Raw genomic sequence first — 20,698 nt, 5'->3', positions numbered from 1 at the left:
CAATTGCCAATTATTGTTTATAGTCGTAGCCAGATATATTAGGACATCAAGCTAAGATAAAAGCCTTTCAAGTGTGTCAACAGTCAACAGTCAACGGTCGGGAGCATCCCAATTTTGACGCAATACCCTTCTAGGGTATTGCTATACCAACAAAGCCTGCCTTCGCAGGCTATCAAACTTTTAGCCTGCGAAGGCAGGCTTCGTATTTCTAGCCCCACCCTTATAGGGTGAGGGCGTTTTTGCACATTTGGGATGCTCCCCAACCGTCAACCGTCAACCGTCAACAGTCAACAATAAAAAAGTGGCTCTGTGCGAACACAGAACCACTAAAAAACTAGCAAAACCGTTATCAATTAACGAGCCATACCTTGAGCAGAAACCGCGTCAATCGGTTTAATCAGGTATAACTTGAGCATGTGCCAACCAATGGAGGTTAAAAGAGGTAATTTCTGGAAGAATTGCAGGAATTTTGGAGTTTTGGAATTAGCGATCGCATTTAATTTTGCCATCTTCTCTACACAATCATCCAAGCGTTGATAAAATTCTGGATGATCTACATCCAACATCAACGGGAAGACTCTTCCTGCAGTTTCATTAGTCTTTTTGATGACGTAAATGTCATATTCCCGCGCATCCAAGCCAATAGAGGCGTAAAAGTCTTGGCGTTGGATGTCATTGAGGTACATGGTGACAAATACCGACAACAGGAAGAAGCGACTCCATAGTTTAGCCTTCCAATCGTTGAGCATTTGTGGCTGGGATTTCATGATTGCATCGAAGAAATCACCATGACGGTTTTCATCTTGACACCAGTTTTCAAAGAAACGGAAAATTGGGTAAATCCGGTCTTCTGGATGTGCTTCTAAATGGCGATAAATGGTGATATAGCGCCAGTAACCAATTTTTTCTGAAAGATAAGTAGCGTAAAAGATAAATTTCGGCTTAAAGAACGTATAAGCGCGACTTTTTGTCAAAAACCCTAAATCTAAAGAGAGATTAAAGTCTGACATTGCTTTATTCAAAAAGCCAGCATGGCGTGCTTCATCCCGTGACATCAAATTGAAGCATTCAGCTAAAACAGGGCTTTTGTCTTTTAAGCGCCGTCCCAATTCTTTGTACAGCAAAAAGCCAGAGAACTCGGCTGTACAAGAACGTTCTAGAAATTCCACGAACAAACGGCGAGTTTCCCCATCAATATGATCCCAGGATTGTTCAAACTCGGCATCCCGAACAAAATGATGGCGGTTGTAGTCTGCACGAAACTCTTCGAGAATGGCTATTAACTCGTCTTCATTGACGGAGATGTCCATCCGCGCCATTTCATCAAAGTCGGTGGTGTAAAACCGGGGTGTTAAAAGTGTTTCTTTTGCGGGGACTTTAATCCCTGGTCGCAATTCGTCAAAGCCTGGTTTTTTGAGGGAATCTACCATGTCTTAATTTCTCTTTTGTCTTTATTATCTTGAGTACACCAACAAAGCCAAGAAGTTGGCTGTCATTAGGCGCTCCTAGATGACAATAAACCATTCGTATAAAATTCAGTCTACCAAGTTGCTGGATCAAAACAAGTACAAGAAAAGTTAAGAGTTGCAACAATCAACAATATTTTTAGATTTGGCTCACGGTGATTGGGAACTGCTAGTCATTATTTGCGCGTCTATCTGGAATGAGATTCAGCCTTGTAACTGACTCTATGGTTGGAGTTCATCAGCACCAGCCGCATTTGCATAGACAAGATACTACAGAAGTAACCTAGATGTTGTTTCCGCAACAAGGTTAGTTAGAATTTGTAGTAAAACCACGATAGCAACAGAGCTTTTAATGAGTAATCATTCAGATAAGCTGCAACTAGGCTGGGAGCGATTTCAAAAAGCTGGCAACGACCCGGAATTACTCGGTTATGCACTGATCAGTTTTCACGGCGCGCTAGAAGACTATTTTCGTGATTGGTTGAGTAACAACAATTTTATCGATCCCCAAATTCGCCACAGAGTCCAAGATAAACAACAAGTGCAATGGAAAGAATTGATCGATCTCATGCAACAGTATGGAGGAGTGAGTCTAGAAACACGTAATAGTATCCTCAACGCCAACAGGTTACGTCAGCAGGTTGCACATGGTAGTCGGTTTTCCGGAACCCGTGCTGATGTTGAAGCCTATGCTAACCTTGTACAACAACTGATGGATAATTACCAGGGCGCAGCTTTTGCTTCCAGAAACCCTCGTGCCGCTAGTAATTACAGTTCCCCAAATTATAATCAGTCTAATTCATCTCAGATTGCTAACGCTATCGACTCGTTCACAAACGAAATTAAAACTCTCAACAATAATCGCCTAAGTACTTCTTACATTTTGTGTGCTTTCGGCCTATTAGGCATAGGCGGATTGCACCGATTATACAATGGCAGATTCGCCACAGGTGTGTTGTGGCTTTGTACTGGTGGGTTGTTTTATGTTGGTCAGTTGGTTGATGTATTCTTAATGCCTGGTATGGTTGAGGAATACGAAGCCAGACTGAGATCTAGAGCAGGTATCTCACCTTTCGGTGTACCAGTAAATCAGCCTGTAGTCGCCACTCAAGTTCAGCGCCCTAATGGTAATCAATTGATGATTAAACTGATCGAAGCTGCGGAAAATAATGGTGGTAGATTAAGTGTGACTCAAGGTGTCAAAGCTACAGGCGCTAACTTCGCGGAAGTGGAAACTGCGCTCAAAGAAATGTATAAATCAGGTTATGCCAGAATAGATAACGACCCCGATACCGGAGCCGTCACCTATTATTTTCATGAGATATCTAGTTAATTGTCATTTGTCATTGGTCAATTGTAGAGACGCGATTAATCGCGTCTCTAACAAATTATTAATTTCTACCTAGCCATTTTTGACCGTTCAAACGTTGAACTAAGCCAAATACCAATAAGTCAAGGGTGATTTTCCGTTCATCAATTAAGAATGACTCAAAGGTGCTGGGTTTCTTGCCTTCGTTACAAGAAAATCCCTTTTTACCTTGAATATCTTCATCGGGAAAATAAACGTTGAACTGGCGTAAACCGTTTTGCCAACTACCTACAAGTTGCCAACATTCTTCACCAGATTCAAAGCCAGTGATGGGAACTTTTTGTTTGGCAACAGATAGTTGTAAATCTGCCACACCTTGCTGAGTAATTGCCTTTTGCACAGCAGGTAAGTATTCTTGCTGGATGAACTCGACAAAAGGCTTATCTTCCACGGCGGGAGCTTTTTCTTTTTTAGCTGCGGCTTTGGCGGCTGGCTTTTCTTCTCCATCTGCTTGAGCGGCGGGTTTCTCGCGCTTGGGTGCAGTGGTAGTTTTAGCAGCATTGGGGTTAGTTTCTGGGTTTGCTGCTTTGGGATCTGGCGTGTTGGCAGTAGGAAGGCTGGTTGCTACTGGTTCATCGGTGGTGGGAGCTACCTCTCCCGCTTGATTTTGATTGGTTTCGTCTGCCATTGCTCAGGTCAATCCTTTATCTAGCTTTCAGAGCGATCGCTCACCTTATGGTATTAGTTACTTTCATTTTGGCATAGGAGAGCTTCCCTATAGCCAGCAAATCTAATTTCCTCAGCCATAGCCCACATTCAATCAAATTTTTCGATACCTACCATAGTAATTCTACCGGAGTTATCGCAATGTTATTTGATATGTGAACAAAAAGGATATTGTACAGACGCGATTAATCGCGTCTCTGACTATTGACCATTTTTGATATCATTCACTAATTCATCAATTCTGGCTTGTGTGGTGTTCCAAGAACACATAAAACGAACTCCACCCACGCCAATAAATGTATAAAACTGCCAACCCTTATCTTTGAGAATTTTAATTGTATGTTCTGGTAGTTTAGCAAAAACAGCGTTAGCTTCTCTAGGAAACATCATTTCTACGCCATCTATACCTAATAATTTTTCCTCCAAATATGCAGCACATTGATTGGCGTGACGGGCATTTTTTAGCCACGCACCAGTTTCTAATAACCCCAACCAAGGAGCAGAAATAAACCGCATTTTAGAAGCTAATTGACCAGCTTGTTTACAGCGATAATCAAAATCTTCAGCTAAAGCTTTGTTAAAGAAAATAATTGCTTCCCCTAAAGCCATACCATTTTTTGTACCGCAAAAACACAAGACATCTACACCACTTTTCCAACTAATTTCTGCAGGACTTAGATTCATGGCGGCGACTGCATTCGCAAAACGTGCGCCATCCATGTGAATTTTTAAGTTATATTTGCTTGCAGTTTCTTTAATAGCTAAAAGTTCATCTATGGTATATAAAGTACCTAATTCCGTGGCTTGAGTAATACTAATAACTTTGGGTTTAGGATAATGAATATCTGTGCGTTTGGTGACTAATCCTGCTATAGCTTCGGCTGTTAATTTACCATTTTCGCCTTTAGCTAGCAGTAACTTAGAACCGTTAGAAGCATATTCCGGTGCGCCACATTCATCTGTTTCTATATGGGATGTTTCATGACAGATGACGCTGTGATATGACTGACAAAGTGCAGCTAAAGATAGAGAATTGGCGGCTGTACCGTTAAAAGCAAAAAATACTTCGCAATCTATTTCAAAAAGTTCGCGAAAATAATCGCTGGCTTTTTGCGTCCAGATATCGTTACCATAAGCGGGAGCGCTACCTTGATTTGCTTGCAGCATATATTCTAAAGCTTCCGGGCAAATTCCAGAGTTATTATCGCTAGCAAATTGTTCTGACTGATTATGCATAATTTTAACTGTGCTGGTCTTGTCATTTGTTAGCTGTGAGGAATTTACAGCCAATGAAAATTTTGTGATTAGATATTATTATAAGGGCACAATATTATTGTGCCCCTATCTATATGGATTACTTGGAAGCAGGTGTATTTAAAGGAAAATAAAACGGGAGCATCCCAATTTTGACGCAATACCCTAGAAGGGTATTGCTATACCAACAAAGCCTGCCTTCGCAGGCTAAAAGTTTGATAGCCTGCGTTCGTCGAAGACGTTCCCGAAGGGTAGGCAGGCTTCTTATTTCTAGCCCCACCCTTATAGGGTGAGGGCGTTTTTGCACATTTGGGATGCTCCCAAATAAAACTTGCTAAAACTTCTGATTACACATTATTGTAACTAGCCAGATAACTAGCTCTAGTTTTGAATTTTGTTGCTGGTTTCTCGTATGGCATCTTGAATTTTGGATTTTTAAAACTGCTAATTTGCCGACCAACTAACAATAACCTGCCTACCTGTTCGGCAGCATTTGTTAACAATGTTGCGGTTTGAGAAAGGGCTTCACTCAATTGACAAGGATGAGTCAAAATACTATTAAAATAATCAATTCCTTGTTGGAAATTAATTTCTGCACCTTCACCAATAGTTCCCACTAGGGCAATTACAGGTAAGTTATAACGCTTGGCACGCTTGGCTACTTCAGCAGGAATTTTACCGCGTGGGGTTTGAAAATCAATACAGCCTTCTGCTGTAATCACTAAATCAGCGTTGGGAATCAGATTATCTAATTCCAAATACTGCATGACGATATCATAGCGTGAGTGTAATTTAGCGCCAATTAAAGCATGTAAACCGGCACCTAAACCACCGGAAGCACCACCACCTGGGATGAGTCGCACGTCCAGATTTAAATCTGTTTTGATGACTGCGGCGTAATGTTCTAGTGCTGAAGCCATTGCTTCTACTGTGGCTGGAGATGCGCCTTTTTGCGGGCCGAAAACTCTGGCTACACCCTTGTCACCACAGAGGACATTATGCCAGTTACAAGCCACATCTATTTGAACTGGATTTAAACGCGAATCGCGCTCAGAAAAATCAATGTGTTTGAGTTTAATTAATTCTCCACAACCCAAACCTAACTCGTCGCCATTTTCATCCAACAGCTTGACACCCAAGGCTTGAGCCATTCCCGCACCACCATCATTAGTCCCAGAATCACCGCAACCAACTAAAATTCGTTCTGCACCAGCATCTAAGGCTGCTTTGATTAACTCCCCTACACCGTAGGTAGTTGTCATCATGGGATTGCGCATATCGGCGGGTACAAGGCGTAACCCAGCCGCAGCAGCCATTTCTAAGACAGCAGTTTTTTTCGTGGTTCCACCTAAAAAGCCAAAGTGAGATGGTACTTGTTGTCCCACAGGGCCAGTTACTTGTAGATGATGTAATGTCCCGCCTGTAGCAGCTACTAGGGTTTTGGTAAAGCCTTCACCCCCATCTACTAGAGGTGCTTTACAAATATTGACATCGGGTAAAACTCTAGCAATACCTGTAGCTATGCAATCAGCTACTTGTTCGGCATCAAGACTTTCTTTAAATCCAGAAGGAGCGATTAGAATGTTTAGTGTCATTATAATTTCCTGCGGCAATCCAGCCGCTTTTTTTGTCATTAAATCGGGAGTGGAGAGTCAGCAATTCAAAATTGAAAATTCCACAATTGCTGACTTAGAAGGATAAACCTACCCAACGCCACCAGGTGTAATAAAACAAGAGAACTAAAGCGAGGTGAATGACAATCATCACTGAACTTAGCCGGAGTAAATCTGTTGGTTGAAAACCATCTGTGTCTGCGTCTTGATAAACCATTAATGCTTTGGAACTGACAGGGAAGGTGAGACAATAGTCCATTCCTAAGGTGCTAAGAAATAAGACAGCAACAGGATTGATATCGAGACTGCTAGCGAGGTACAGCAGGGGAGGAACTAACGCTGCGGCTCTGGCTGTATGGGAAGTCATGTAGATATGAGAAGTTAGACTAATGATGGTGAGCAGTAGCAGAATGAGAAACTGAGAATTGGCGCTGTTGATTTCACTGAAGCGGAAAACATGCTCAATAATCCATTCCGATGCACCAGAACTAATTAATGCACGTCCTAAAACCAAGGTTGCACCGACAAAAATAATCAGGTTCCAAGAAACATCTTTGACTGCATCTTTCCACTTTATGACACCAAGATTAGGTGCGGTAAGAATCATGGCTCCGATGATGGTGACGGTAGCAATTTCTAAACCATGCCATTGTTCGGTAATCCACAGCAGCAACATGAATAAAACAATGAATAATGTTTTGCGTTCGGGTAAAGATAGAGGCGTTGGTTGCAAACATTCAGCATTTAACTTTTGTTGACAGCGTTTTTTGTCGAGAAATAAACCCATGATTACCCAACAAGAGGCATAACTGGCAACAATTCCAAAGGGTAATCCATAAATTAACCACTGGCTAAAAGATATATCTTTTCCAGAAATTTCTGCTAATAAATCTTTAGCCACTAAATGAGAACCGGCACCAGTTAAGGAAGCAATTGTAGATACTAAGATAATCGAAGGCATCAACAATGCTAGAGCGCGACGGGTACGTTGATCCTCTATGGTATTGGCAATGCTGCGAAAAATTGGATGGGTGACAGCAGCGCGTCCAGAGGTAGAGGGAATCAAAAAAGATAGGGGAATTAAAACTGTAGTTAGCAACCAAAATAAACTACTAATATTGTGGGCTTTAGCTGCGACTGCTTGAGTTAGTCTGGTGGCTAAACCAGTTTGCTTAACTGCGCTTCCCAAAATAAATGCACCTATCATTAACCAGATAACGTCTGAACCCAAAGATGCAGAAAATTGTTCTTGGGAAATACACCCAGTTAACAGCAGTAAAAGCACAGAAATTAAGGCTATGTAAGCAGCATTAATTGAGGTTGTTGACCACAAAATTACAGTCAGCAGAAATACAAATATAGTCACCTGTCCTTTGATAGATAAGTCATCAGCGAGAAATACTATGACACTAGATATAGATGTTAAAAACAGTGCTAATAGTGATTTCTTCTGACAAGGATTGGCAGGGCGAAAATATTGCAAAATTTTAGCTGATTGCTGTTTGCTTGTGTTCCCATTACTCTCATCGCCATCTATTTTCATTGCTTTTATTTATGCCCTATTTGGTATATTTAATTTTTGTGCCTTGGGTTGCATCCTGGTAAAATAAGCTATGGCAAAATCTTTATTAACTTCACCTTAAATTAATTTTAAACAGGAATTGATGATAATCTAATGAAGAAAATATGAGTAAATTCTCATGAAAATATCAACAGAAATGGTGAGATTAGTGCAGTTTATCAGCAATAAAAAATAGCCCTTGAATGATTATATTCAAAGGCTATTTGTGTCGATTAAATAGCAATATATCGAACTGAAAAATAGCTAAATCTTGACTATGATTATGAGCTTTTTAACAATGAGATTTACCCATGTAATGGCAGCTATTAATAGGTTTATTTTGCTCATGAGCTTCGCTGTTCGTTAACCAAATTCGGCAAATAATTCTGCTAAAACTACGTTAGAAAATAAAAAGCCCTGAGGATCGGTTAAACGCAATCTGCCATTAATAATTTCTACCCAACCTTTATCAAAATAGGGTTTTAAAAATTGATATATCTGTTCTACTTTCTCGGTTCCAAATTCCACGGCTAAGGCTGCTAAACTCATCCCTTCTGCTAGACGTAATCCCAACATAAAAGTTTCCAATAAAACTTCATTAACTGATGTAACTTCACAATCGACTACACAACCAGCTTCTACCCATTTGTAATATTCTTTAGTTTTACGGGGACGAGTGAAGCGTTTTCCGTCAATGTAGCTAGCTGCTCCCATACCAAAGCCATAATAAGGGCGGTTTTCCCAATAAACTCGATTATGTTGGCATTGATGACCTGATTGGGCGTAGTTAGAGATTTCGTAATGTTCGTAACCAGCAGATGTTAAAGCTTGTTGTGCCATTTGGTACATTTGCACTGTGGTTTCATCTGTGGGTAGGGGACTCGTACCGGGTTGATAGTAACGCCCAAAAGCTGTACCTGGCTCTATGGTAAGGTCATAAATTGAGATGTGGGTAGGCGCGATCGCAATTGCTTGAGTTAATGAATCTTGCCAATCTCCTAAAGACTGATGGGGTAAACCAGAGATTAAGTCTAAACTCAATTCGGGTATCTCGACTTTGCGGACTAACTCTACAGCTGCAAAAATATCTGCAATTGTATGCGATCGCCCTGCTACTTTCAGCAACTCTGGTTGAAACGCCTGTACGCCCAAACTTACCCGATTTACCCCTAAACTGCGGTAACCAGCTATATGTGCTAAATCAAACGTCCCTGGGTCGATTTCCATTGAAATCTCCGCCCCTGGTAAAATACCAAAACACCTGTCTAAGGCTGCTAATATTTGCTGTAACTGGTCTATCGCCAATAGTGAAGGAGTACCACCACCAAAAAAAATCGTCTTTAAGGGTTGACCAAACGACTGGGTGATGCTGATTTCTTGAATTAGCAGCTCTACATATTGGGAGATAGTACCAGATGTTTCTCCACGAGCGCGATCGCCCACAACATATATCGGAAAATCACAATAAAAGCACCTCCGTCTGCAAAAAGGAATATGCACGTAAGCAGAACTGGGAAGGCTATCAAAATTAAGTTTTTTATCCATTGTGAGAAATAATCAAATTAATCATCCAGAAAATTACCGACAATAAAAATTAGTAGTTTATTTACAAGTTTTATCGTTTTACAACAAAACAATTAAGAATATGAAGGTAAAACTATTTCGTTATAATATTTGCAGATATTGCCTGCTTAAACCCCTAGAGTTAAGTAAACATTTATCAATCTCATTTGCAGATGAAATAAAAAATACTTAAACTCTTTCGGTTAATACAGTTGCAGGAAAAACCAAAAAACCATGCTAGATGCAATTATTATTCTCTCATTTATCCTAGCAGCATCGGGGATCGGGTTCTATAGCATTGAACTACTACCCAATGGTTCGCTAGACCGAGTAACAAACATAGAAGCTTTACGCTTAGTTGTTGCCGTTTTTGCCGCTATTATTGGCGGTGCAGTGGGGCTGAGTTTCCAAACTACCTACCGTCGCTTAGAAGCACAAGTCAAAGAAATGCCTCTGGAAGTAATTCTAACGCGGGCGATCGGTTTGGTAATTGGGCTATTATTAGCCAACCTCATGATAGCTCCGCTATTTTTGCTACCTATCCCCCCAGATTTTAGTTTTATTAAGCCTTTAGTTGCAGTTGTCGGCAGTATTATCCTGTCTGTGACTGGGATGAATTTGGCTGATACCCACGGGCGAGGTTTGTTGCGATTTATTAATCCCAACACCGTAGAAACTATGGTAGCGGAAGGAACTCTCAAACCCGCCAATACGAAAGTTTTAGACACGAGTTGTATTATTGATGGTCGGATTGAAGCACTTTTAGAAACCGGCTTTTTAGAAGGACAAATTATTGTCCCGCAGTTTGTGTTGCAAGAATTGCAACAAGTAGCCGATGCGAGTAAAGACCAAAAGCGGGTAAGGGGAAGAAGAGGATTAGAAATTCTCAACCGCATTAAAGAAGCTTATCCCGATCGCATTCTCATTAACCCAGCAGATTACGAAGATATTTCCACAGTCGATGCCAAGCTGGTACGATTTGCCCAAGAAATTAACGCCACGCTGCTGACTAACGATTACAATTTATCGAAAGTTGCTAGCGTGCAAAAAGTCCCCGTATTGAATGTCAACGATTTAGTTAACGCGGTTCGTCCTACCTACTTACCTGGCGATAACCTAGATTTAAAAATTCTCAAAGAAGGAAAAGAACCCAGCCAAGGAATCGGCTACCTTGATGATGGCACAATGGTTGTCGTAGAAGAAGGTAGTAGTTATGTAGGTGGAGAACTGCGAGTTGTAGTCACCAGTGCTTTGCAAACTACAGCCGGACGCATGATTTTTGCAAAACCACAGGCTTCAGCATTGGCATAAAGACAATAGAATGTTTAATTTAAGCGTATTAGCCATCGGTGTAGGTTATCTGCACCGATTGTTGATTAAATTCATAACCCCAGCTTTGATTAAAAGTTGGGGTTATTTGTAGTTATGGCATTTACAAGATTTAAAAACCCGGCTTCCCTATGAGGATGTTATTTAAACATCGGTTATGGGCACTATAACACTATCATTCTTGGGAAGAGATTTAATTCAGATCTATGAATAATCAGGCAGAAAATTTTAATAACAATCTCTGGATAGTAAACAATCCTAAATTCAAAATTCTTTTATTTTGTATTTTATCTTCAGTTTGTCTAACTCCAACCTTAGCCTCTGCCCAAATTATTCCTGACAATACAATCGCTTCCCCATCAACAACGGCTACTGTCGGTAATACCACGGAAATTACAGGCGGAACCAAATCAGGTAGTAACTTATTTCATAGTTTTACACAGTTTTCTGTCCTCAAAGACACCACAGCTTGGTTTAAAAATGATGTAGATGTCTCTAATATTATTAGTCGTGTTACTGGTGGTTCTATTTCGGATATTAATGGTTTAATTCGGGCTAATGGTACTGCAAATTTATTTTTAATTAACCCCAATGGTATTGTTTTTGGTGCTAACGCCGCTTTAAATATTGGTGGTTCCTTTGTTGCTAGCACTGCTGATAGTATTAAATTTGCTGATGGGAGTATTTATAGTGCAGTTAATCCCCAAGCAGCACCTTTATTAACTATTAATACTCCTATAGGTTTACAATATGGCGCAAATCCCGGTGCAATTATCGTCAATGGAGATGGTAATAAACTATTTCTTGATGAATTTTATGCCACTTCTAGAAAGAATAGACCTGTAGGAATAGCGGTACCATCTGGGCAAACCTTAGCATTAGTCGGCGGTGAAGTTTCTCTCGTGGGTGGTAATGTGACTGCCGCTCAAGGTAGAGTAGAAATTGGTGCTGTTAAAGATAGTTTAGTTACTATTAATTCCACCAATTCTGGTTTATCTTTAAGTTACACAGGTGTGAATAATTTTCTAGATATTAACTTGACTCAATCCGCTTCTATTGATGTTAGTGGAGCAGGAAGCGGTAATGTTCAAGTAATTAGTAAAAACGTAAATGTAACTGATGGCTCGGCAATTTTAGCCTATACCGAAGGCAGTTTAAATGGAGGTGCGATCCAGATTAATGCCAGAGAATCACTAAAGGTAAATGGCTCTAATCCTGATTCAGGATTATCTACTATTATCTCTACTGATGTTTCTACAGGCGCAACAGGCAATGGTGGCATCATTGATATTACTACTAACAAATTAATTGCTACAGATGGCGGACAAGTTAGTAGCAGTACCTTTGGCTTCGGAACTGGCGGTACAGTTAATATTCAAGCTAGCGATATAGAACTAATTTTTGGCGGGCCTTTAGGGCCTAGTGGGATATTTGCTAATACTGATTCTGGTAGTGGCGATGCTGGCAAAGTTAATGTTGTTACTGAAAATCTCTTAATTAGTGATGGCGCACAAATTTCAACTACTAGTTGGTTTGGTAGCGGTAAGGGTGGCGATATTAATATTACTGCCAAAAAAACTCAACTAATCGGTGCTGCTTTTGATGAATTTGCTAGTGTTTTATTAGCGACAACTTACTCTAATGGAGATGGTGGTAATATTTATTTAAAAACCGATAATTTAGCAGTAAAAGATGGGGCGCAGATTGGGAATAATACTAATCTGGGTGGGAATGCAGGTAAAATAGAAGTTATTGCTAACAATATAGAAATTAGCGGCACAGTTCCCGGAAAATTTGCTAGTGGATTATTTAGCAATGTTGAAGAAAATGCCACAGGTAATGGTGGACTGCTAAGAGTTGAAACAGCAAATTTAAAGTTATTTGATGGTGGTGCTATAGTTTCTAAAACTAACGGTTCAGGGAATGCTGGGCAGATAGAAATTGATGCTAAAAATATAGAAATTCAGGGTAAAGAAGGTAATACATTACCGACAGCTATTGCGGCTGATGTTCAGACTAACGGTACGGGTAATGGTGGTAAATTAACGATTAATACCGATACTCTATCTTTAAAAGATGCTGGACAAATTGCCACTAGTACTTTTGGTAAAGGTGACGCTGGAGAATTGATTATTCATGCAAAAGATATTAGTTTAGATGGTTTTATATCGAGCGCTAGTAGTGGCATATTTAGTAATGCTAGCAATACCTCTAATAGCCAGGTTATTAGTCAGGGAAATGGTGGGAAATTAACTATTAATACTGAAAAAATAACTATCGCTAATGGCGCAACTATTGCTGCAAGTAATTATCGCAGTCGTCATCCAAATATTCTGCCAGGAGATGGTGCAGCAGGTGATATTCAAATTAATGCTATCTGGTTAGAAATGTTGAATAATAATTCAGAAATCCCCAGTAGTATTAATGCATCAACTTGGAAAGGTGGCGGTGGTAATATTCAACTGAATATTCAATCGTCAATTATGGCTAGTAATGGTAGTGCCATTACTGCCGAAACTAGAGGTACTGCGAATGGCGGTACAATTCGCGCTAATACTAATTTGTTGGAATTAAATAGCGGCGCATTTATTAGTACTAGTAGTATTGGTTCAGGTTTAGCTGGTGATATCTTTATTGATGCTAACCGAATTCGCACCGATGAAAGTCAAGTTATCGCTACTTCCACTCAATCGGGTGGTGGTTCAATTAGGCTGAATAGTAATTTACTGTTATTACGTAACAATAGTTTAATTAGTAGTAGCGTTACCGACAGTACAGGGGGTGGTGGTGATATTTTTATTAATTCCCGGTTTGTTGTCGGTGCAAATAATAGTGATATCCGCGCTAATGCTGTTTTGGGAAATGGTGGTAATATTTTTATTTCCACTAATGGAATATTTTTAACTCCCGATAGTGAAATTGATGCGAGTTCGCAATTTGGCGTTGATGGGGTTGTAACTGTAACTAACCCAGATGCAGATAATAAAATTAGTATTCAAGAATTACCGCAAGATTTAATTGATGTTTCTCAGCAAGTAGTTGCTAGTTGTAAGCGCAACCGCGACAATCAATTTGTGATTACAGGGAGAGATGGATTACCACAAAATCCTACTCACATCCTCAACAGTCAAAATTCTTGGCATGATTTCCGTAATTTTGCTGTAGCTACTGGCAATAATGGTATAGAAGCAGCCAGGGGAATTAACAAAGCAAATTTACCCGAAAATCATGATAACGCTACTCGAATAGTTGAGGCGCAAGGGTGGATAGTTAATGCTAATGGCACGGTGGAATTAGTTAAACAAGCGCTTGATGTGACTTATGTAACATCTCAACAGGCTGCACCCTATTGTGCTGGTTCGTGATGTTGGTAATTATGGGGGCGGGGAAACCCACACAAGGGCGGGGAAACCCACATAAGGGCGGGGAAACCCTCACAAGGGCGGGGAAACCCTCACAAGGGCGGAAACCCTCACAAGGGCGGGGAAACCCTCACAAGGGCGGGGAAACCCACATAAGGGCGGGGAAACCCACATAAGGGCGGGGAAACCCACATAAGGGCGGGGAAACCCACATAAGGGCGGGGAAACCCCGCCCCTACGAAAACGGATCACTTCATGTCGTAGCCAAACAAATTTGGATCAACTTCGCCTAATTGCAAATCTGCTAACCCATACTCAGCCCAGCGTCTATCAACCATCGCGGCGACATCGGAATCTGATTCTAGTGGCGCGCCCCATTCGTGGTCGGTTTCTGGGGGAATTTTGGTGGTAGCATCAATTCCCATGCGTCCGCCTAAACCTATTTTCTCGCTGGCAAAATCTAAGGTGTCAAAGGGTGTATTTGGTAAGATAAATACATCCCTGGTGGGGTCAACTTTAGAACTAATTGCCCACACAACTTGACGGGGATCGCGAATATTTATATCTTTATCGACCACAATCACAAACTTGGTGTATGTAAATTGGGGTAAAGCACTCCAAAACGCTAATGCAGCGCGTCGTGCTTGTCCGGGATATGCTTTATCAATGGAAATAATCGCCGCTTTGTAACTCAAAGCTTCCATTGGTAGGAAGAAATCGACAATTTCTGAGACTTGTTGGCGTAAAATTGGGGTATAAATCCGATTGAGCGCGATCGCCATCATAGCTTCTTCTTTGGGTGGACGACCGCTAAATGTTGTTAAGTAAATCGGATTTTTGCGGTGTGTCATGCATTGAAAGCGAATTAAGGGCGAATCTTCCACACCGCCGTAATAGCCCATATGATCGCCAAAGGGGCCATCGGGTAATACTTCCCCTGGTGTAATTGTCCCTTCTAAGACAAATTCTGAGTCGGCGGGAACTTCCAAATCTACGGTTTTGCATTTAGCCAACTGCACCCCAGAACCGCCATACAGCCCAGCAAATAGCCATTCTGATAAATCTACAGGTATGGGTGTAGCGGCTGCCATAATAATTAAAGGATCTACACCAAGTGCGATCGCAATTTCTAATTTTTTACCCCGTTCTGCGGCTTTGCGTAAATGTCTCGCCCCACCCCGCACCGATAACCAATGTACGGTCATGGTATTTTTAGATTGCAGTTGTAAACGATACACCCCTACATTAGGCGTACCAGTCTCGCAATCCTTGGTAATTACTAGCCCTAAAGTGATAATCTTGCCAGCGTCACCCGGATATGGACGTATCAAAGGCAACTTAGTTAAATCTAAATCGTCCCCTTGTATTACCACTTGCTGACAGGAGGGGAAAAAGTCTCTTCCTGGTTTAGCTTTGAGGACATCAAACAACACCTTACCAAAATCGATGGCTTGGGAAATCTTCTTCGGTGGTTTGGGTTGTTGCAGCATACTCAGCTTTTTACCCAGAGTTTCTAACTCTTCTGGCTGCTGCATATTCATCGCCCAGCAAATCCTTTCCACAGTTCCCATCAAATTCACCGCCACCGGGAAGGATGCGCCTTTGACGTTTTCAAACAGTAAGCCCGGCCCGCCTTGTTGCAGCATCCGGTTAGAAATCTCCGCAATCTCTAAATCTGAGTCCACTAAAGCAGAAATTCGCTTTAATTGCCCTCTTTCTTCCAGAATTTTGATAAATCCCCGCAAATCTCTCGCCATTGTTTTAGTAAAGCTGAATAGTTAAGAACTGTGAAGCGTTCTCTTATCTTATCAAGAAAGGCAGAAGGGAAGGGGCAGGGGGCAGGGAGACAAGGAGGACAAATGACTGTTGACTGTTGACTGTTGACTGTTGACTATTGACTATTGACTGTTGACCATTGACCCTAAGCAATTTTACACATATCCTGTCGCACGGGAATCTGCACGATAAACTCAGTCCCTTGCCCAGGAGTGGAATAACAATCAATTTTGCCGTTGTGTTTCTGGGTAATAATTTGATAGCTGATAGATAATCCTAATCCAGTACCTTTACCTATGGGTTTGGTGGTGAAAAAGGGATCGAAGAGTTGAGAACGAATTTCCTCACTGATACCGATGCCATTATCCGCGATCGCGATCGCAATCCAGTTATCATTGGTAGCAAAGGTGCGAATGGTAATTTGTGGTGTGGTGTTAGCGGTAGATTCTTCCAGCGCATCAATGGCATTACTCAGAAGATTCATGATCGCTTGATTGAGTTGGCTGGGGTAACATTCCACCATTGGTAGTTGTCCATAATCTTTGATAATTTGAATTTTGGGATGATTGGGGCTAGCTTTCAGGCGATGTTGCAAAATCAATAAAGTGCTGTCGATACCTGAATGTATATCAACCGGTTTGGATTCGCTTTCGTCTAAACGTGAGAAATTTCGTAGAGAAATCACGAGTTCGCGAATGCGATCGCTCCCCAGTTTGAGAGAATTAAGTAACTTCGGCAAGTCTTCTGCTAAATAATCCACATCTACTTCTTCCATCCAAGCTTGAATTTTCGGATGGGGTTGGGGATGACATTCCTCATATAAGGAGATAAAGGTAATCAAATCCTGGATATATTCTTCAGCCGGCTTGAGGTTACCATAAATAAAGTTGATGGGATTATTGATTTCATGGGCTAAACCTGCAACTAATTGACCAAGGGAGGACATTTTTTCACTTTGTACTAAATGTACCTGTGTTTGTTTTAAATTTTCTAGCGCTTGCGAAAGTTGACTGGTACGTTGTTCGAGAATTTTTTGAGAATTGTGCAGTTGTAAATGTACGCGAATTCTGGCTAATGCTTCTTCATGTTGGATGGGCTTGGTAATATAATCTACTGCACCTAAACTCAATCCTTTGACTTTATCTACAGTATCGGAAAGGGCGGTCATAAAAATTACCGGGATGTCGCGGGTATTTGCTTCGGCTTTGAGGCGTTGACAGGTTTCAAATCCATCAATTCCCGGCATCATCACATCTAGTAAAATCAGGTCTGGCTGGTAAGATTGTAGACGTTGGAGGGCTGCTTCTCCACTTTTAGCGATCGCTACTCGGTAGCCAATTTCGCTTAATATATCAAACAAAACTTGAATATTGGTAGGATTATCATCCACTACTAAAATAGTTCCGGTACGGGCAGTAGTTTCAACTGACATGGATGAACTCCTTAGAACAATGAAAAATAGAAAATTGCATAATTAAGCTTATTAAGTATAATTACATATAAGGCTGTAGCAAATTAATTATTCCCTCATCATCAAATTTCTGACACAGATCTAGCAGCTTGTTAGCGAAGGGCGCATACTGAGGATTGAGTTGTTTGAGGCGGTTGGCTTCTTGCTGGATGTCAGCCATAAAGCCGTCCTGGGCTGCTTGATAGATAGCGGTGAGTTCTGCTGCTGTTGGTACTATCCAATCTGGCTTGTCATCAATAGTTGTATTTTCAACCGTCTGTGGTGGAGTTTCATAAATCCATTGCAACTGTAAATGGCGTTGCAACTCAGCCAACAGTCCAGTAAACTCAATCGGCTTGGGAAAAAAGCTACTACAGCCTGCATCCATCGTCTGTTGCATATCCACTTGAGATAAGCTGGCAGGAGAAGCGATAATTGGTGTATTAGCAAAATCTGGCAGTTGGCGTAGGCGGCGAGTCATTTCTAGCCCATTCATGTTTGACATCATGACATCGGTAATAATCAAATCGGGGCGGATCTCGATAGCTTTGTCAAATCCAGTCTGTCCGTTATCTGCTTGGGCTAGCTTGAAACCTAGAGGTTCCAACATCCCAATTACCACAGCACGATTTTCCCGGTAATCGTCAATCACCAAAATTTTGCGTCGTTCTCCTTGATAGCCGATTAACTTGTGATGGTTAGTCTCAGACTGAGCAAGCCAATCGGCGGCTGTAGGTAAATCAATTTCAAACCAAAAAGTACTACCTTTACCGAGAATACTCTTAACTTGAATTGTGCCGCCCATCATTTGCACAATTTGCTGACTGATTGCTAAACCTAAACCGGTACCTTCAATATTGCGATCGCGTTTTCCGGCTTGTTCAAAGGGTAAAAATATCGCTGCTAATTTTTCTGCTGCTACCCCAATACCCGTATCCTCTACTTGAAAGCGGATTTTTGTACAATTTGCGGTTTCCCCTTTCCCTACTGCCTCAACCCTAAATATCACACTGCCAAAATCAGTAAATTTCACCGCATTACTGAGTAAGTTCAGCAATACCTGCCGTAAGCGTTTATCATCAGCATAAACTGCGATCGGTAAATTATCAGCCAGCTGGTAATCAAACCCTACGCCCTTTTGCTCTGCTTTAATGCGGCAGATTTCCACAGTAGTTGTCAGGAAGTTTGCTAAATGGAAATCTTGGGGATAGAGATCCATCTTCTGTACTTCCAGCTTCGATAAATCGAGAATGTCATTAATCAGCGTCAACAGGTGAAAACCGCATTGATGAATCACGCTCAATCCCTTTTGTTGCTTTTCGGTAGTTGCAGGATCGCGTTGGAGAATTTGGGCATAGCCAAGGATACCGTTTAGGGGGGTTCGCAATTCGTGGTTCATATTTGCCAGAAATTTGCTCTTGCTGTGGTTTGCAGCTTCCGCAACTTCCTTAGCTTGTTGTAATTCGGCGGTACGTTCTTCCACCCGGTTTTCTAGCTCGGTGTTACTTTTTTCTAAAGCTGTGAAAGATTCCCGCAGTTGCCCTACCATATAGTTAAAAGAATGAGCCAGAGTATTCAGTTCTTGGATATTTCCTTCGGCAACTGTCTGATCTAAATCGCCACCTGCCATTGCTTGACTGGCCTGATTCAGGCGTAGGATAGGATTTACAACCCAACGAGAAGTCAAAATTCCAATCCCAGTGGCGACTACCAGCGCCCCAAAACACAGCAGAATGCTAGTTTGCGTGTTGGCGTTGATTTGTGCCATAAAGCTACTTTCGGGAATGCTGGTGACAACCAACCAATCCAAACCATATTCATCGCGCCAAGGATCAATGTAGACATGATATTTTTCTCCTTGAACATTGACCTTGAGTTTTTTGATATTGGTAATAGTTTTGAGGTTAGGAATACTTTGTTGTAGCTTCTGGGCAATCCCTCGCACAACTGGATTGGTGCTTTCTATAGCTTTGAGGCGCTTAATTTCATTATTGACTAAATTAAAAGGTTCTTCGGGAGCGGAATTAGCTACTAACATGCCATCGCGCTCCATAATTAACACTTTTCCAGCACGACTGATATCTAAAGTTCGCAAAAATTCGCTGAGTTTCAATAGATGAATATCAACCCCTACCACAGCAATCAGCTTTTTGCTGGCATCATAAACTGGAGTACCTGCCGATGCTGCAACATAGGGCGGAAAAGCTGGATCGTAGTAAGTGAAGATACGAGACCAAGTAGGCTTTCCCGCTTTCGCTGGTGCGGTGTATGTCGGTTCGTTAAGACTATCCCAAGTAACCGTGGATAAAATTTGAGTACGGTTACCATCGTTATCCGTTAAGTAAGTTGTGTTATTTTTCTCTAGGCTGGGTGTTTTCGGGGCAATATCATCAATAGTGACAGTTTTGCCATCGTAACGAGCAGCGCCAGCAGCTTCCCCATTAGGAAGATACAGACCAATATAGGTGAAGTCATAAGCCTGCATTTGCTGCCAAAAGTACTTACCAACAGTTTGGCGATGCCTACGGCTGGCTGCGCCTACGCCTACATTCAACAATCCCAGGCGCACTGCATCCGCATTAATCTGAGCAACTTTATGGGGAACCGATAGATAGGCATCTAAATGATTATCTACCTGACTGCTGGTTCGCTTCATTAACTGTTCTGCTAATTCCTGAACCGCTTTTTCTCCATTTTTGAAGGACAAATATCCCACCAACCCGACTGCACCAAACACTTGCGCCACAAAGGGAACAATCAGCACAAGTTGTAATGGTAATACGGGGAATTTATTCGATAATGGGCGGGTGTTCATAAATGAGAAATTTGGCTTCAGGTTGTCAGCTAGTGGCACAGCTTTGAATTTATCGCTAGCCTTAACTAAGATAATTCCCCAAAAATTACCCGCATTAACACAATTTGCGCTTGTTTTTTCGCCATCAACACTTTAGTGGGTGAATTTATCCACAGGTTTTGTCCTGACTACAAATTCCTGAAAATTAATTACCTAAATCTTGAGAAAATTCTTTTTCCAGCGTAAATATTTTTTAACAACAACTTAACCGATTTCTTTACTTTTCTTAACTACCAATACCACACAATTTGGTTAACCTAAATAAGGATAAAGCATTATTTATTACAAATAAGCGTTAACCAGATCAAACATGGCCAGAATATAAAACACAACCCTGGCAGGCGGTCTAACTATTTGACCCCTGCTGGGTTTATCTATTTGTAAATTTTGCAAGTAAATTAGGCTACATTGAACTTAACAGAAATTTAACGGAGT

12 protein-coding genes are annotated in these 20,698 nt (G+C 41.2%); 3 read left to right on the top strand and 9 right to left on the bottom strand.

Annotation, left to right across the window (positions count from 1 at the left end):
* Positions 1-353 precede the first annotated feature (353 nt).
* A complete protein-coding gene (gene acsF / locus AACW45_RS37340) occupies positions 354-1,430 on the bottom strand; it encodes a magnesium-protoporphyrin IX monomethyl ester (oxidative) cyclase (RefSeq protein WP_096642836.1) in 1,077 nt (358 codons plus the stop codon).
* A gap of 877 nt (positions 1,431-2,307) precedes the next feature.
* Between acsF and AACW45_RS37335 the strand changes: the two genes are divergently transcribed.
* A complete protein-coding gene (locus tag AACW45_RS37335) occupies positions 2,308-2,799 on the top strand; it encodes a TM2 domain-containing protein (protein ID WP_373462017.1) in 492 nt (163 codons plus the stop codon).
* A gap of 58 nt (positions 2,800-2,857) precedes the next feature.
* Here AACW45_RS37335 and AACW45_RS37330 read toward each other — a convergent pair whose 3' ends face one another.
* From AACW45_RS37330 to hemW, 5 genes are all read right to left on the bottom strand, one after another.
* Positions 2,858-3,463 (bottom strand): DUF2996 domain-containing protein, encoded by a 606-nt coding sequence (locus tag AACW45_RS37330; protein ID WP_190630813.1) that lies wholly within the window; start codon positions 3,461-3,463, stop codon positions 2,858-2,860.
* A 239-nt stretch (positions 3,464-3,702) separates the two neighbouring features.
* Positions 3,703-4,737: a threonine aldolase family protein gene (locus AACW45_RS37325; protein WP_190630810.1), complete on the bottom strand. Its 1,035-nt coding sequence runs from the start codon at positions 4,735-4,737 to the stop codon at positions 3,703-3,705.
* Positions 4,738-5,102: 365 nt separating this feature from the next.
* Positions 5,103-6,350 carry a glycerate kinase family protein gene (locus AACW45_RS37320; protein WP_242045481.1) on the bottom strand — a complete coding sequence of 416 codons (1,248 nt, stop codon included), beginning with the start codon at positions 6,348-6,350 and terminating at the stop codon, positions 5,103-5,105.
* 94 nt (positions 6,351-6,444) lie between these two features.
* Complete coding sequence (locus AACW45_RS37315) at positions 6,445-7,911, bottom strand: SLC13 family permease (protein ID WP_190630808.1); 1,467 nt, start codon at positions 7,909-7,911, stop codon at positions 6,445-6,447.
* A 381-nt stretch (positions 7,912-8,292) separates the two neighbouring features.
* Complete coding sequence (hemW, locus tag AACW45_RS37310; RefSeq protein WP_190630806.1) at positions 8,293-9,474, bottom strand: radical SAM family heme chaperone HemW; 1,182 nt, start codon at positions 9,472-9,474, stop codon at positions 8,293-8,295.
* Positions 9,475-9,726: 252 nt separating this feature from the next.
* On the opposite strand from hemW, the gene AACW45_RS37305 reads away from it, so the two are divergent.
* A complete protein-coding gene (locus tag AACW45_RS37305; RefSeq protein ID WP_190550036.1) occupies positions 9,727-10,803 on the top strand; it encodes a PIN/TRAM domain-containing protein in 1,077 nt (358 codons plus the stop codon).
* A 224-nt stretch (positions 10,804-11,027) separates the two neighbouring features.
* A complete protein-coding gene (locus tag AACW45_RS37300) occupies positions 11,028-14,186 on the top strand; it encodes a two-partner secretion domain-containing protein (RefSeq protein WP_190630804.1) in 3,159 nt (1,052 codons plus the stop codon).
* Between the two features lie 245 nt (positions 14,187-14,431).
* Here AACW45_RS37300 and AACW45_RS37295 read toward each other — a convergent pair whose 3' ends face one another.
* The 3 genes from AACW45_RS37295 to AACW45_RS37285 form a co-directional block, all read right to left on the bottom strand.
* The gene (locus AACW45_RS37295) at positions 14,432-15,940 is read right to left on the bottom strand and encodes a UbiD family decarboxylase (RefSeq protein ID WP_190630801.1); all 1,509 of its coding nucleotides are present in this window, start codon (positions 15,938-15,940) and stop codon (positions 14,432-14,434) included.
* A 164-nt stretch (positions 15,941-16,104) separates the two neighbouring features.
* The gene (locus tag AACW45_RS37290; RefSeq protein ID WP_190630799.1) at positions 16,105-17,391 is read right to left on the bottom strand and encodes a sensor histidine kinase; all 1,287 of its coding nucleotides are present in this window, start codon (positions 17,389-17,391) and stop codon (positions 16,105-16,107) included.
* 61 nt (positions 17,392-17,452) lie between these two features.
* Positions 17,453-20,224 carry a hybrid sensor histidine kinase/response regulator gene (locus AACW45_RS37285; protein WP_190630796.1) on the bottom strand — a complete coding sequence of 924 codons (2,772 nt, stop codon included), beginning with the start codon at positions 20,222-20,224 and terminating at the stop codon, positions 17,453-17,455.
* Positions 20,225-20,698 lie beyond the last annotated feature (474 nt).

Origin of the sequence: Calothrix sp. FACHB-168, assembly GCF_963889195.1 — a bacterium.
Taxonomy (GTDB): domain Bacteria; phylum Cyanobacteriota; class Cyanobacteriia; order Cyanobacteriales; family Nostocaceae; genus Aulosira; species Aulosira anomala_A.
Note: the sequence above shows the minus strand (reverse complement) of the source record. Positions and strands in the feature narration are given on the sequence as shown.

What these genes read in the sequence shown, in the direction of transcription:
- AACW45_RS37325 (WP_190630810.1), bottom strand. Translation starts at nt 4,737, where the DNA reads ATGCATAATCAGTCAGAACAATTTGCTAGCGATAATAACTCTGGAATT.
- AACW45_RS37295 (WP_190630801.1), bottom strand. Translation starts at nt 15,940, where the DNA reads ATGGCGAGAGATTTGCGGGGATTTATCAAAATTCTGGAAGAAAGAGGG.
- AACW45_RS37290 (WP_190630799.1), bottom strand. Translation starts at nt 17,391, where the DNA reads ATGTCAGTTGAAACTACTGCCCGTACCGGAACTATTTTAGTAGTGGAT.
- AACW45_RS37315 (WP_190630808.1), bottom strand. Translation starts at nt 7,911, where the DNA reads ATGAAAATAGATGGCGATGAGAGTAATGGGAACACAAGCAAACAGCAA.
- AACW45_RS37285 (WP_190630796.1), bottom strand. Translation starts at nt 20,224, where the DNA reads ATGAACACCCGCCCATTATCGAATAAATTCCCCGTATTACCATTACAA.
- acsF (WP_096642836.1), bottom strand. Translation starts at nt 1,430, where the DNA reads ATGGTAGATTCCCTCAAAAAACCAGGCTTTGACGAATTGCGACCAGGG.
- AACW45_RS37330 (WP_190630813.1), bottom strand. Translation starts at nt 3,463, where the DNA reads ATGGCAGACGAAACCAATCAAAATCAAGCGGGAGAGGTAGCTCCCACC.
- hemW (WP_190630806.1), bottom strand. Translation starts at nt 9,474, where the DNA reads ATGGATAAAAAACTTAATTTTGATAGCCTTCCCAGTTCTGCTTACGTG.
- AACW45_RS37300 (WP_190630804.1), top strand. Translation starts at nt 11,028, where the DNA reads ATGAATAATCAGGCAGAAAATTTTAATAACAATCTCTGGATAGTAAAC.
- AACW45_RS37320 (WP_242045481.1), bottom strand. Translation starts at nt 6,350, where the DNA reads ATGACACTAAACATTCTAATCGCTCCTTCTGGATTTAAAGAAAGTCTT.
- AACW45_RS37305 (WP_190550036.1), top strand. Translation starts at nt 9,727, where the DNA reads ATGCTAGATGCAATTATTATTCTCTCATTTATCCTAGCAGCATCGGGG.